This window comes from Viridibacillus sp. KH_047 (assembly GCF_057838945.1).
Window position 1 is genome coordinate 468,305 of record NZ_CM174479.1, and the last position, 15,256, is coordinate 483,560.

Genomic DNA, 15,256 nt, shown 5'->3' on the forward strand with positions numbered 1-15,256 from the left:
GCACAGTTGCGGAGGAAAATGAATGGACAAAATACAACTGGAAAAGCGTGTAGCTGAACTCAATGAGCTTCTTCATGAATATGGACATGCCTATTATGTACTGGATAAACCGGTTGTTTCAGATGCAATTTACGATCAATTATTAAATGAACTCATTGCAATTGAACAAGAAAATCCGGATTTAATCTATCCGGATTCACCTACACAACGTGTAGGTGGGGACATATTACAAGGTTTCAGAAAGGTTACACATGACTATCCAATGCTTAGCCTTTCAAATGCTTTTAACGAAGTAGATTTGAATGACTTCGATCGTAGAGCTCGTGCTATTATTGGTGACAATTTTAATTATATTTGTGAATTGAAAATCGATGGTTTAGCGATTTCTCTTCGCTACGAAAATGGTGTTTTTGCTATAGGCTCAACACGTGGTGATGGTCAAATTGGTGAGGATATTACAGAAAACTTGAAAACGGTTCGTTCTATACCGTTACGTTTAAAAGAGCCAGTATCCATTGAGGCACGTGGAGAATGTTATATGCCAAAACGCTCTTTCACAAATCTAAATAAAGCACGTGCAGAAAAAGGCGAAGAGTTATTTGCAAATCCTCGTAATGCAGCTGCTGGATCGCTTCGTCAACTAGACCCTAAAATTGCTGCGAGTCGTAATTTATCGACTTTCATTTATGCTATCGGAGGTAATGGTGAGGCTTACAATTTAGACAGCCATAGTGAAGCATTAGATTACATGGATAAATTAGGATTTCATACGAATCATGAACGCAGAGCATGCAAGGATATTAAAGAAGTAATGGCTTATATCGAAGAATGGACTGAAAAACGTCCGGAATTACCATATGAAATTGATGGAATCGTCATAAAAGTAAACCGATATGACCAGCAAGAGGAGTTAGGTTATACAGCGAAAAGTCCACGTTGGTCTATCGCATATAAATTCCCCGCTGAAGAGGTGGTCACTAAAGTTTTAGACGTTGATTTGACTGTAGGTCGTACAGGTGTTGTTACCCCTACAGCTATATTAGAACCAGTTCTTGTAGCAGGGACGACTGTTGGACGTGCAACATTGCATAATGAGGACATTATTCGTGAAAAAGATATTCGAATCGGAGACCAAGTTATTATCCGTAAAGCTGGTGATATCATCCCTGAAGTTGTTTCCGTATTGTTTAATCAACGTAGTGAAGATTCGGTTCCTTATGAAATGCCGACACATTGTCCGGCTTGCGACAGTGAGCTTATTCGTTTAGAGGATGAAGTTGCACTTCGCTGCGTGAATCCACAATGTTTCGCTCAAATTTCAGAGGGGATGGCCCATTTTGTATCACGAAATGCGATGAATATTGATGGTTGCGGAGAAAAAGTTGTAGAGCAATTATTAAAATCTGAACTTGTAAAAGATGTATCAGACCTATATAAATTAAATGTAGAAGAACTAATTCAATTAGAGCGTATGGGCGAAAAGTCAGCAAATAATTTAGTGACAGCTATTGAAAATTCGAAAGAAAATTCAATGGAACGCTTATTATTCGGCTTAGGTATTCGTCATGTTGGCGCAAAAGCAGCACGCGTATTATCTGAAGAATTTGGTTCTATGCAGAATTTAATGAAGGCTACAACAAATGAACTTGTGAATGTAAATGATATTGGTGAGAAAATGGCTGAATCATTGCTTTCATATTTTGAAAATGAAGAAGTCCAAGCATTAATACAAAGGCTTTCTGATGCAGGTGTGAACATGGACTTTAAAGGTAAAAAAGTAAATGTGGCTGATATAGAGAGTATATTTTCAGGCAAGACAGTTGTTTTAACCGGTAAATTAGAACAATTGACACGACAAGATGCAAAAGAGAAAATAGAACAGTTAGGCGGTACAGTTACTGGAAGTGTAAGTAAAAAAACAGACCTAGTAATCGCCGGAGAAGAAGCAGGCTCAAAACTAGCAAAAGCTGAAAAACTTGGCATTGAAGTTTGGGATGAAAACCGCCTTCTTCAAGAATTAACTGTGTAAAGGAGATCAAGATCATGAAACGACTTCGCTGGATACCGGCGATGATTGTTGTCACCATGCTTGCAGGTTGCGTTCCATCATTAAAGAATGACACGGAAGTAGTACAAAGCGATGCTAAAGACAAGGAAGAAGCAACGATCATTCCTAATATGCAAATTGATGACCAATACTATCGTACTCTTTTACCTTATAAAGCAAGTGCAAGTAGAGGTTTGATTGTTTCAAACATTTATTCAAAATATGATATTACAGAAGCAGAAAGTGGACTATTACGCTTATCTCAAAACGCATTTGACCCAGGAAAGTACTTTTTCCAGGAGGGGCAGTATATAGATAAGGAAACTGCCACTTCATGGCTTGCACGTAGTTCTCAAACAGATGACGGATTAAACCCTGCTACTACCAAAAGTATGTCGCCAACAGAACGTGCTAAAAAGGCTCCTATCTATTTGGCGCATATCGTAGAACAAAACTACCTTGAAAAAGCAGGGAAAAATAAAGTAAAGCTTGCTGGTGTTTCAATCGGCTTGGCTCTTAACTCTATTTACTATTATCAAAAAGAAGATTATGGTGCAACATATGAAGAACCAATACCAGAACAGGTTTTAACAAAACAGGGAGAAAAAATTGCTGCCCAAGTCATTCAACGATTACGTCAAAAAGAGGGTCTAGAAAATGTGCCAATGGTTGTTGGACTATTTAAACAGCAAAGTCGTAGCGCCATTGTTCCGGGCACATATATCTCTTACGGTATTGTTGATGAGGGATCTAATAAAATCTCAGAGTGGAAATCGGTTCAAGAGGAATATGTCTTGTTCCCAACAAATGATAGTGAAGAAAATTACCGTGAGATGAATCAGTATTTTAAAAACTTCAAACAAGATATTGAAAAGTACTTCTCTAACTATACAAATGTTATTGGAACAGGCTTCTATCAAGATAATAAAATTAAGAAGTTAAACATAGATATTCCGATTAAATTTTACGGTACTTCTGAAATTATTGGTTTCACACAATTCATGGCTGGTGCAGTAAATGATCAATTCCCTAAAGGTTTAAAGGTCGAAGTTAATGTGACTTCTGTCAACGGACCAGAGGCATTAGTAGTAAAAGATGCTAATTCAAGTGAGCCATATGTTCATATATATAATGATTAGTTTTTAATAGAAAGAGTGCGACAAATCTGTCGCACTCTTTTACTTTAGTAGAAAGTATTAAAATCATACTTATTTGTGTCGATAAATTGTATAATCTGAAGGTAGTCAATTATCTCTATTCATTTTGCTATAATGGATTATGAGTATAATAAGGTTGTTAATAAAGGAAAGAAAAGCCTTTATTTTCAAGCGTTTGGCGTCACTTTAGCGAAAAGTATCGCCTTGCATAAATATTACTAAAAATGATATTATTATCGGTATGGTTATTGAATTCGGAGGTGTGAAGAATGGCGAATATTACAAAAGAAGAAGTTAAGCACGTTGCTAACTTAGCTCGTCTAGCTATTACAGAAGCTGAAGCTGAAAAGTTTGCACAACAATTAGGTGCGATTACTAAATTTGCAGAGCAACTTAATGAATTAGATACTACTAATGTTGAACCAACAACACATGTCTTACCACTTGTAAACGTTTTACGTGAAGACGTTGCAGTGAAAGGTTTAGATCGTGAAGTTATGATGTTAAACGTAAAAGAACATGTTGACGGTTTAGTTAAAGTACCACCAATCATTACAGAATAATAGTCAGTAAGGAGGGCCACATATGACATTGTTTACAAAATCAGCACAAGAGTTACAAGAACTTTTAAAAACAAAAGAAATCTCAATCGCTGACTTAACAGAAGAAGCTTACAAACGTGTAGCTGCACTAGATGGTGAAGTAGGCGCGTTTTTAGCACTAAATGAAGAAAAAGCAAAGGCACAAGCAAAAGAAATGGATGAAGTTCCTTTTGAAGAAAGAGGACCACTATTCGGTCTACCTATCGGTGTTAAAGACAATATTGTCACTGAAGGCTTAGAAACAACTTGTGCAAGTAAAATTCTAGAAGGCTTCAACCCAATCTATGACGCAACAGTTGTCAATAAATTACGTGAAGCTGGAATGGTAACAATCGGTAAATTGAACATGGATGAATTTGCAATGGGTTCTTCAAATGAAAACTCAGGTATCAAACCAGTTCGTAACCCATGGAGTCTTGACCGCGTACCTGGTGGATCTTCAGGTGGTTCAGCAGCAGCTGTAGCAGCGGGAGAAGTACCATTCTCATTAGGTTCTGATACAGGTGGTTCAATTCGTCAACCAGCATCATTCTGTGGTGTTGTTGGGATGAAACCAACTTATGGTCGTGTATCTCGTTACGGTTTAGTAGCATTCGCCTCTTCACTTGATCAAATCGGGCCAATTACTCGTAATGTACGAGACAATGCATTATTACTTGAAGCAATCTCAGGTGTAGATGCTAATGATTCAACTTCGGCAAACGTTGAAGTACCAAGCTTTGTAGAAGCTCTTACTGGTGATGTGAAAGGTCTTCGTATCGCTGTACCTAAAGAATATTTAGGTGAAGGTGTTGGAGAAGCGGCACGTCAATCAGTTCTTGATGCACTTAAAGTATTAGAAGCTCAAGGCGCAACTTGGGAAGAAGTATCACTTCCTCACTCTAAATATGCATTAGCAGCATATTACATCCTTTCTTCTTCTGAAGCATCTTCAAACTTATCACGTTTTGACGGTATCCGTTTTGGCTTCCGCGCTGAAAACGTTACAAACCTAGAAGAACTTTACAAAGAAACTCGTGCTCAAGGTTTCGGAGATGAAGTAAAACGTCGTATCATGCTTGGAACTTATTCATTAAGTGCAGGTACTTATGATGCTTACTACAAAAAAGCACAACAAGCTCGTACATTAATCAAAGAAGATTTCGATAAAGTTTTCGAAGAATTTGATGTAATTCTTGGACCTACAACTCCAACTCCAGCATTCAAAATTGGAGAAAATGTTGAAGATCCTATGACTATGTACGCTAACGATATTTTAACGATTCCTATTAACTTAGCAGGTGTACCAGCTATCTCAATTCCATGTGGATTCGAAGATGGTCTACCACTAGGTTTACAAATTATTGGTAAATACTTCGATGAAGCTACAATTTACCGTGTGGCAGATGCTTTCGAAAAAGCAACTGAATTCCACAAAGAAACTCCTCAAATTTGGGAGGTAAAATAATATGAACTTTGAAACAGTCATTGGTTTAGAAGTACACGTAGAGTTAAAAACAAACTCTAAAATCTTCTCTGGTTCACCAAACCACTTTGGTGCTGAACCAAATACAAACACAACAGTAATTGACCTAGGTTACCCAGGTGTTTTACCAGTTGTAAACAAAAACGTTGTAGATTACGCAATTCGTGCATCTCTAGCACTTAATATGGAAATCGAACAACATACTAAATTCGACCGTAAAAACTATTTCTACCCTGATAATCCGAAAGCTTACCAAATTTCACAATTTGATAAACCAATCGGTAAAAACGGCTGGGTTGATATTGAAGTAAACGGTGAGAAAAAACGTATCGGTATTACTCGTCTTCATATGGAAGAAGATGCTGGTAAACTTACTCATGGTAAAAACAGCTCTCTAGTTGACTTTAACCGTCAAGGTACACCACTTGTGGAAATCGTATCTGAACCAGATATCCGTACTCCAGAAGAAGCATACGCTTACCTTGAGCAAATCAAATCAATCATCCAATATACAGGCGTATCTGACTGTAAAATGGAAGAAGGCTCACTTCGTTGTGACGCCAACATCTCAATCCGTCCATACGGCCGAGATGAATTCGGTACAAAAACTGAATTGAAAAACTTAAACTCATTCAACTTCGTTCGTCGTGGTCTTGAGTTTGAAGAAAAGCGTCAAGCAGCTGTATTAAATGCCGGCGGTGTCATCGAGCAAGAAACTCGTCGTTTCGATGAAAAAACAGGTAAAACAATCCTTATGCGTGTAAAAGAAGGCGCGGACGATTACCGTTACTTCCCAGAGCCAGACTTAGTTGATATCGTAATTGACGATGCATGGTTACAACGCGTAAAAGATGAAATCCCTGAACTACCAGCAGCTCGTAAAGTTCGCTATGTTGAAGAACTAGGCTTAACTGCATACGATGCAGGTGTGTTAACATTGCAAAAAGACATCGCAGATTTCTTTGAAGCAACAGTAGCAGCTGGAGCAGACGCAAAACTTGCTTCTAACTGGTTAATGGGTGAAGTATCTGCTTACTTAAACGCAGAACAAAAAGAATTAAAAGATACTGCTTTAACACCAGAAGGACTTGCAGGTATGGTTAAATTAATCTCTGCAGGTACAATTTCTTCTAAAATCGCTAAAAAAGTTTTCAAAGAGCTAGTTGAAAACGGTGGCGATGCAGAAAAAATCGTTAAAGATAAAGGTCTTGTTCAACTTTCTGATCCAACAGCTTTACTTAAAATTGTTACAGAAACTTTGGACAATAACCAACAATCAATTGAAGACTTCAAAAACGGTAAAGATCGTGCAATTGGCTTCTTAGTAGGTCAAATCATGAAAGCTACTAAAGGACAAGCTAACCCACCAATGGTTAACAAAATCCTTCTTGAAGAAATCAACAAACGCTAATTTAAAACTTTCAAAGACTGCTTGGGCATCCGTGCCTCAAGCAGTCTTTTTGCTATAGTAGATAAAAAGTAAGGGGCATTCATTGACGATCACGAGCTGAAGTTACTATGTTATTAAGTGCAGCTGGTCAAGTTGAAATTTGCCAGATAGTCGATCCACTCATGACAGTGCGCTTCGTTTTAGCAAAATCAATTCTAACTCAATTTAATATGAAGTTAATTTAAAACGAGTGTAGTGCAGTAATAATATCTTATTTGAGATTAGCATGTTTAGAACTTTGCCAAAAATTCATAAAACATTTACACTATTTTCAAGGGGGTTTTACATATGAAAACTGAACAACAATATTTTAACGAAGCAATTTCAATTCAAGATTATATGGATAGTATGACAACGCATAAGGATAACAGCTTTAAAGTTTATAATAATTACCATCTACCTGAGGATGAAGCATTCATTTCTTTACTGGTATCTAAAAAACCACATATTTTAACAATAACAGAAGACTGGTGTGGTGATGCGATGATGAACAATCCAATCATCCGCAAAATTGCAGAGGCAGCTAATTTAGAAATGCGTTGTGTTTACCGTGACCAAAATTTAGAGTTAATGGATCAGTATTTAACAAACGGTGGTCGCTCTATTCCTGTTTATATCATTTTAAGTGAAGCAGGAGAAGTGCTTGGAAAATGGGGACCACGTGCACCACAACTACAAGAATATGTGTTAGCAAAAAAAGCCACACTACCTGCACAGGACGATCCTACATTTGTAGAAAAACAAAAGGAATTATTCTCAAGTATTACTGAAGAGAATGCTTCAAATGAAGAAGCTTGGGGCTGGGTGTATGATGATTTCCGTAAAGTTGTAACAGACACTTTAAAATAAAACCGTCATTTGCACAATAAGGATGATTCTGTATAATGAGATTGAAAGCTTTTCATGTTTGGACTGCTTCAAACTGAAAATTTGATATCACATTATAAAAAATAAAGGGCTGCCTAAACGAATTTAATATAAACGTTGAGACAGCCTATTTTGAGCCTTAAGTACTTTTGGGAACATTCCTCTGAATTTTTCCGTTAACATATTTAGAAAATTGTAGAGCAAAGAAGGTAATGATATGAAACGAGCACGAATCATTTATAACCCCACATCGGGTAGAGAAATTTTCAAAAAGCATCTACCTGAAGTATTAGAAAAATTAGAAGTCGCCGGCTATGAAGCCTCTTGTCATGCTACTACCTGTGCAGGCGATGCAACTACTGCTGCAAAGGCAGCAGTTGAGCGTAAATTTGATGTGATCATTGCTGTAGGTGGAGATGGTACATTAAACGAAGTTGTCGCTGGGGTTAGTGCATTTGAAGAGAGACCTAAAATTGGATTAATACCGATGGGGACAACAAATGACTTTGCACGTGCGGTACATATTCCACGAGATATAAGTCAAGCTGTAGATATTATTATCAAAGGTGATACTATTCCAGTGGACGTAGGATTAGTGAATGATCGTCATTTTATCAATATTGCTGGTGGCGGTCGTATTACTGAACTGACTTACGAAGTACCTAGTAAGCTTAAAACAATGATTGGACAACTGGCTTATTATTTAAAAGGAATTGAAATGCTACCGTCTATAAAAGCTTCTAAAATGCGTATTGAATACGATGGGGAAGTATTTGAAGATGAAGCAATGATGTTCTTAATCGGTTTAACAAATTCAGTAGGCGGATTCGAAAAATTATCTCCAAACTCAAGTATTAATGATGGCTACTTCTCCATGTTTATATTAAAAAAATGTAATATCGCTGATTTTATCAAGCTTGTTTCACTTGCAGTTCGAGGAGAACATTTTAAAGACCCACATGTTATCCATGCAAAGGCTAGTCATGTGAAAGTGACTTCGGATGAAGTAGTACAGTTAAATTTAGATGGTGAATACGGTGGAGATATTCCTGCTGAATTTAGAAATTTAAAAAGACATATTGAAGTTTTTGTACCAATTGATGATATTAGAGAACAAGATAGACCATAATATAATGAATGTTTTAAGACTAGAAGCCATGCTGCTTTCTAGTCTTTTCTTTTATTTAAAACGTGAAATGCAAATTCTTTGCTTAAGATAAATATCAATTCACATTTTAAACATTCTTTTATCATATTTTGAACATGAATACGTGATAAATCTGTCACGTTCGGAAGTTAGAATACAGGTTGCTATGGGTATAATAATAAGTAAGGGAGAGTGCGCTATGTATAAAACACATGAGAAGAAACTAATCTGGTTAAGCTTTATCGTAGCAGGTATTATGCTGCTGTCACTCGTCGGACGTATTTTCGGAAGCTGAGGAGGAACGATCATGGAAAATGAAAGTGCTGTATTTTTTAGTCGTATCTTAACGGAGCTTACATTATCTTTCCATATCATTTACGCTACGATTGGCGTAGGTGTCCCATTGATGATTATGATTGCACAATGGGTAGGGATTAAGAAGAATGATGAGCATTATATTCTACTTGCAAGGCGTTGGGCGCGTGGATTCGTTATTACCGTTGCAGTTGGTGTAGTAACAGGTACCGCTATTGGTTTGCAGTTATCGCTATTATGGCCTAACTTCATGCAGCTAGCAGGTAATGTTATTGCATTACCACTTTTTATGGAGACATTTGCGTTTTTCTTTGAAGCAATTTTCTTAGGTATTTATTTATACACTTGGGACCGTTTTGAAAATCAAAAGAAACATTTATTATTATTAATTCCTGTTGCAATTGGTGCATCGATGTCAGCAGTCTTTATTACAATCGTGAATGCATTTATGAATGCGCCACAAGGCTTTGATGTCGTAGATGGTCAGCTCGTCAATATACAACCAATTTTAGCGATGTTAAACCCCGCAATGCCAACTAAAGTAGCTCATGTGGTCGTAACAGCCTACATGACAGCAGCCTTTGTTTTAGCAGCTATTGCAGCATTTAAAATGCTTAAAGGGTCAAATCACATTTATCACAAAAAGGCATTGTTCTTATTAATGAAAATTGGTTTAGTATTTGCCGTTGCCTCAGCAATCATTGGAGATTTCTCTGCAAAATACTTAGTAGAATATCAACCAGAAAAATTAGCGGCAGCTGAGTGGCATTTTGAAACTTCGAAAAATGCTCCACTTGTTCTATTTGGTGTAACCGATGGTGAAGAGGTGAAGTATGCCATTAAAGTACCTTATGCTTTAAGTTTTTTAGCACATTCAAATCCTACAGCTGAGGTTATTGGGTTAAATGAATTTCCAGAAGATGAAACACCACCACTTTACATTCACTACTTGTTCGATACGATGGTCATGATCGGTATGTTCATGGTATTAGTGTCAGCAGCGTATGTATTAGGTAAAATTCGAGGTTGGTCTTTTGTAAGTACTAAATGGTTCCGCAGGGTCATTGTTGCAGGAGGACCGTTATCTATTATTGCCATTGAAGCTGGCTGGTGGCTTGCAGAAGTTGGTCGCCAACCGTGGATTTTACGTAAGTATATGAAGGTAGCAGAGGCTGCTACAACAAGTGATCATGTGGACATTATGCTGATATTATTCTGTGGCCTATATATTATTTTAGGTGTTGGTAGTGTCGTTGTACTTCGTCGCATGTTCCGTCACAATCCAATTGAACAAGAAATTGAAGATCGCAAAGCTGAAAAAGGCGGTGACTTCTCATGACATTAGAAATTCTAGGGATTTCTGTATTATGGCTGTTTTTACTTGGGTATTTAATTATTGGTTCGATTGACTTTGGTGCAGGATTTTTCAATGCTTATGGTGTATTAACTGGGCGAGAACATATTTTAACGAATATTATTCAACGTTATTTGTCACCAGTATGGGAAGTAACGAATGTATTCTTAGTATTCTTTTTCGTGGGAGTTGTTGGTTTCTTCCCGAAAACAGCTTTTTATTACGGGACAACATTACTCGTGCCAGCAAGTATTGCGATTATTCTCCTTGCTATTCGTGGTAGTTATTACGCGTTTGAATCGTATGGGTCACGGGGACATAAAGGTTATTCGTTTATGTACGGAGCAGCAGGATTGTTAATCCCAGCTTCATTATCAGTAGTGTTAACGATTTCTGAAGGTGGCTTTGTATCGATGGTGAATGATAATCCAGTGCTGGATTATCATGCATTGTTCACAAGCCCATTAACTTGGAGTATAGTCGTGTTGGCAATAGCGGCTGTTTTATATATATCAGCGGTATTTTTAACTTGGTATGCAGATAAAGCTGGAGATCGCAAAGCTACAAAGCTTCTAAGAAAATACGCGCTTATTTGGGCGGGGCCATTAGCAATTTCTGTTATTGGGATTATGTTTGAGTTAAGTAAACATAACGTCGAACATTTTAATCGCATGATGGATATTGGTTGGATGTTCGGTCTGTCAGCAATCATGTTTGTCATTACAGTATGGTTTATTTGGAAGCAACAGCATTATAGCTGGGCACTAGGCTTACTTGTTGGTCAATTTGCATTAGCATTTTTTGCCTACGGTATCTCACATTATCCATATTTACTTTACCCATATTTGACTATATATGATAGCTTTACGAATCCAGCAATGGCAACTGCTTTAGTAGTTGCTTTCGTGCTAGGACTTTTACTGCTAATACCATCAATATATTTGCTCTTGAAGTTATTCTTATTCAACAAAGATTATATTCGTGGAAAAAAAGACCATCATGCATAAGGGAGGATTTTCAGAATGGTTAATTTTCTAATTTTCTATGCACCATTTATCATTTTAGCAGCATCCATTGCCGTAGCCTTCTTTGTAGCATTAAAAGATGGGCCAGTTACGAAAGGTGAATAATTAACTTTTTAAATCCAAGTGTCGATTCTGGCACTTGGATTTTTCTGCATCTAGCTTCGTCTGCCACACCCTCGAGGCCGCTTCAAACACTCAAATGAAGTCAAAAAGCGATTCCACATGAGTGTTCTTCACCGCTTGACGGGTGTGAACGGGCACTCGGCGCTTTTGTTCCTTCTAAGAGGTCATGGTACAATAGAAGAACTGAAATGGAGGAAGTACGAAAATGACAGCACCAGTAAAGAAAAATGACCGCTTGACGGTTTATATAGAAGACTTAACGCATGACGGAGCAGGGGTTGCTAAAATCGATGGTTACCCACTTTTTATCCAAGGTGGACTGCCTGATGAAACTGCTGAAGTCCATGTATTGAAAACACTAAAAAACTACGGCTTTGCAAAAATTATCAACATTACAGAACCTTCACCTGACCGCGTCGCGGCACCATGCCCTGTATTTGCACAATGTGGCGGTTGTCAGCTACAGCACTTATCATACGAAGGTCAATTGAAATGGAAAGAAAAAATGGTCCGTAATGTCATGACTCGTATCGGTAAGATTGACGCACCAGTGTTACCTGTTAAAGGTATGGACAATCCATGGAACTATCGCAATAAAGCTCAAATTCCATTTGGCCTAAACGGTGAAGCACCGATTGCAGGCTTTTACAAAACAAAATCACATGATATCGTCGATACAGATCGTTGCCTAATCCAAACGGCAGAGGCAGACGCCATTTTAGAAGGCTTAAAACCACGTCTTTGGAAGTTAGGTATTAAACCATATGATGAGCAAACAGGACAAGGTATGCTACGCCATGTAGTAGTACGCAAAGGCCGCGCAACAAACGAAGTAATGGTAGTACTTGTAACGAAAAAGCGCAAATTCCCGCAAGCTGAAGCAGCAGTGGAATTAATCAAGCAACTCGTACCAAATGTAACATCAATTATGCAAAATATTAATGGTGAAAAAACAAACGTTATCTTCGGTAACGAAACGCTAAAACTATGGGGCAATGACACCATTGAAGATACAATTGGTGACGTACGCTTTGAGATTTCAGCGCGTTCATTCTATCAAGTAAATCCTGAGCAAACAGAAGTACTTTATAAGCAAGCTTTAGATTACGCAGACCTAAAAGGGGACGAAACAGTGATCGATGCTTACTGTGGCATTGGTTCAATTTCATTATTCCTAGCACAAAAAGCGAAATCTGTAATGGGTGTGGAAATCGTACCGCAAGCAATTGAAGATGCGAAACGTAACGCTGAACTGAATGGCTTTATAAATACGTATTTCGAGGCAGGTCCAGCAGAAGAAGTCATTCCACGCTGGTACAAAGAAGGCAAAACAGCAGACGTTTTAGTAGTCGATCCACCACGCAAAGGTTGCGACGAAGCATTGTTAAATACCATTTTAGAGCAACGTCCAAAACGTGTTGTGTATGTATCTTGTAACCCAGCTACATTGGCAAGAGATTTAAGGATTTTAGAAGATGGTGGCTATAAAACACAGGAAGTGCAACCTGTGGATATGTTCCCACATACGGCGCATTGTGAAGCGGTCGCTTGGTTGGAGCTAGTTTAATTAAACAGTAAAATGAAAAAAGCAGATGGTTCAGAAGTATGATAATGTACTTCTAAATAATCTGCTTTTACTTTTACATTTCTCAAATAAATCAAGCTAATATTGTGGGGGGAAATGTATCAATATAAAATGAAATCGTGATTTTTTTATATTACCCTTTCTTAACGAAAAATACCGTTCAATAACAAGGTCATTATAAAAAGTGAAAATGCCAACTATATTTTTTTCAACATGAAAATATAGTTAAGAGAACATTGTATGAAGATAAATTAATAAAGCTAGGTTATACTTTAAAATGATTTAATGACTTTAACTAGCAGACATCTATGGAATGTCCACATATATTCCTAACACTGTTAGGGACTGGTGGGATTAATCTATTAAATATTAAACATGGCATAAGTAATAAAGAAATAGAAACATTTTAGTTATTAATTTTGGGATGAGCGTTTGACTATGTACCCATAATGAGAGGATTTGAAATTAAATATGACAGAGAATTTTTGGGAGAGTTTACCGAAGCCGTTTTTTGTACTTGCACCAATGGAAGATGTAACAGATGTTGTTTTTCGTCACGTAGTAAGTGAAGCCGGTCGACCGGATGTATTTTTCACAGAGTTTACAAACTCGGATAGCTATTGTCATCCAGAGGGCATGAAAAGTGTGCAAGGCCGTTTGGTTTTTACAGAAGATGAACAGCCAATGGTGGCACATATTTGGGGGGATAATCCCGAATATTTCCGTCAAATGAGTATTGGCATGGCAGAGCTAGGATTTAAAGGCATCGATATTAATATGGGCTGCCCTGTACCGAATGTGGCAACGAGAGGGAAAGGTAGTGGCCTTATTCTGCGTCCAGAAGTTGCGGCAGAACTTATTCAAGCAGCAAAAGCGGGTGGACTGCCTGTCAGCGTGAAAACACGAATTGGCTATAACGAGATAAATGAGTGGGAGGAGTGGCTAACGCATATTTTAAAGCAGGATATTGCGAACATTTCTATTCATTTACGTACAAGAAAGGAAATGAGCCAAGTAGATGCGCATTGGGAGCTAATTCCGGAAATCAAAAAATTACGTGACCGTATCGCACCGAATACGCTACTAACAATCAATGGAGACATTCCTGACCGTCAAACTGGGATGCAGCTTGCTGAACAATATGGTATTGATGGCGTTATGATCGGGCGAGGTATTTTTAAAAATCCTTTTGCTTTTGAAAAAGAGCCAAAAGAGCATAGCAGTAAAGAGTATCTTGATCTTTTAAGACTGCAGCTTGATCTTCAAGATCAATATGCGGAAGTACTACCACGATCAATGACAGGGCTTCATCGCTTTTTCAAAATTTATGTCAAAGGATTCCCTGGAGCTGCTGAATTAAGAAATCAATTGATGAACACGAAATCAACAGATGAAGTGCGTGCATTACTTGATAACTTTGAATCAAACAATGTTGATTGACGATAGAATGATGTAACTGAAAAAAAAGTTAGAGCTTATTAAGCAGTAAATTGGCAGGGATGAATGCGGTATTGAACCCACCAGCACCACATATACCCAACACATGTTGAGTGTTGTGCATGGCTCGAATTGAAATGAATTTTTGTGTAACGCGTCTGATAGTAATTAGGATCAGGGACGTTAGGGTAAAGAATTTAACTTAATAGATATTTGAAATGTTAAAAACAGACGGTTTAGAAGTGTTATAATGCACTTCTAAACCGTCTGTTTTACTATGATTTTATGAATTAGGCGAGTTAAGATAGAAAATCTAACTTAAGCGGTCGCGTGGTAGAAACTAGTATTGTAAAGCAAAAATAGATTCTCTTGCTATATGAAATAAAGTTGTACAAACCGTGTGGATAAAGGATGGAGAAAAGGGGTTATCCCAATCTCTCCATCCTTTATCCACTTTTTGTTTGTGAACGAAGTATAGATTGAGAAGAAGATGATAAGAAGTATCTTATGTATGATGGGTTGAAATTTGGTGAAAAGGTTAGGGGGGCTCAAGATTCTGTGCAGAGGCGATAAAATCCAAGATTCAAGCTTTTTTATTAAACTTAGTGAACTAAAACATTTCCACCCCAATTCAAATTATAAAATAACTCTGGAAAACAGTTTTTTACCGTTACATGAATAC

Annotated in this window: 12 protein-coding genes; all 12 read left to right on the plus strand. The window is 37.6% G+C overall.

The features are described 5' to 3' along the window. The first annotated feature begins 22 nt into the window (after positions 1-22). The 12 genes from ligA to AC3IS5_RS02430 all read left to right on the plus strand — a co-directional run bounded on the left by ligA (position 23) and on the right by AC3IS5_RS02430 (position 14,577). Positions 23-2,029, plus strand: a complete 2,007-nt coding sequence (ligA, locus tag AC3IS5_RS02375) for an NAD-dependent DNA ligase LigA (RefSeq protein WP_489426415.1) — start codon at positions 23-25, stop codon at positions 2,027-2,029. A gap of 14 nt (positions 2,030-2,043) precedes the next feature. Then, positions 2,044-3,186, plus strand: a complete 1,143-nt coding sequence (locus AC3IS5_RS02380) for a CamS family sex pheromone protein (protein ID WP_489426416.1) — start codon at positions 2,044-2,046, stop codon at positions 3,184-3,186. A 287-nt stretch (positions 3,187-3,473) separates the two neighbouring features. Further along, on the plus strand, positions 3,474-3,767 hold the full coding sequence (gene gatC, locus AC3IS5_RS02385; RefSeq protein ID WP_038178678.1) for an Asp-tRNA(Asn)/Glu-tRNA(Gln) amidotransferase subunit GatC: 294 nt from the start codon (positions 3,474-3,476) through the stop codon (positions 3,765-3,767). Between the two features lie 22 nt (positions 3,768-3,789). After that, a complete protein-coding gene (gene gatA, locus AC3IS5_RS02390) occupies positions 3,790-5,253 on the plus strand; it encodes an Asp-tRNA(Asn)/Glu-tRNA(Gln) amidotransferase subunit GatA (protein ID WP_489426417.1) in 1,464 nt (487 codons plus the stop codon). Between the two features lies 1 nt (position 5,254). Further along, positions 5,255-6,682: an Asp-tRNA(Asn)/Glu-tRNA(Gln) amidotransferase subunit GatB gene (gene gatB, locus AC3IS5_RS02395; protein WP_053418878.1), complete on the plus strand. Its 1,428-nt coding sequence runs from the start codon at positions 5,255-5,257 to the stop codon at positions 6,680-6,682. A gap of 327 nt (positions 6,683-7,009) precedes the next feature. Then, positions 7,010-7,570: a thioredoxin family protein gene (locus AC3IS5_RS02400; RefSeq protein ID WP_489426418.1), complete on the plus strand. Its 561-nt coding sequence runs from the start codon at positions 7,010-7,012 to the stop codon at positions 7,568-7,570. A gap of 235 nt (positions 7,571-7,805) precedes the next feature. Further along, positions 7,806-8,717 carry a diacylglycerol kinase gene (locus tag AC3IS5_RS02405; RefSeq protein WP_489426419.1) on the plus strand — a complete coding sequence of 304 codons (912 nt, stop codon included), beginning with the start codon at positions 7,806-7,808 and terminating at the stop codon, positions 8,715-8,717. Between the two features lie 325 nt (positions 8,718-9,042). Further along, entirely contained in the window at positions 9,043-10,389 is a 1,347-nt protein-coding gene (locus AC3IS5_RS02410) for a cytochrome ubiquinol oxidase subunit I (RefSeq protein WP_489426420.1), read from the plus strand. After that, entirely contained in the window at positions 10,386-11,411 is a 1,026-nt protein-coding gene (locus AC3IS5_RS02415) for a cytochrome d ubiquinol oxidase subunit II (RefSeq protein ID WP_489426421.1), read from the plus strand. The genes AC3IS5_RS02410 and AC3IS5_RS02415 overlap by 4 nt, the downstream gene beginning before the upstream one ends. 15 nt (positions 11,412-11,426) lie before the next feature. Beyond that, on the plus strand, positions 11,427-11,534 hold the full coding sequence (gene cydS, locus AC3IS5_RS02420) for a cytochrome bd oxidase small subunit CydS family protein (RefSeq protein ID WP_427735691.1): 108 nt from the start codon (positions 11,427-11,429) through the stop codon (positions 11,532-11,534). A gap of 223 nt (positions 11,535-11,757) precedes the next feature. Then, positions 11,758-13,119: a 23S rRNA (uracil(1939)-C(5))-methyltransferase RlmD gene (gene rlmD / locus AC3IS5_RS02425; RefSeq protein WP_489426422.1), complete on the plus strand. Its 1,362-nt coding sequence runs from the start codon at positions 11,758-11,760 to the stop codon at positions 13,117-13,119. Positions 13,120-13,608: 489 nt separating this feature from the next. After that, entirely contained in the window at positions 13,609-14,577 is a 969-nt protein-coding gene (locus tag AC3IS5_RS02430) for a tRNA dihydrouridine synthase (RefSeq protein WP_489426423.1), read from the plus strand. Positions 14,578-15,256 lie beyond the last annotated feature (679 nt).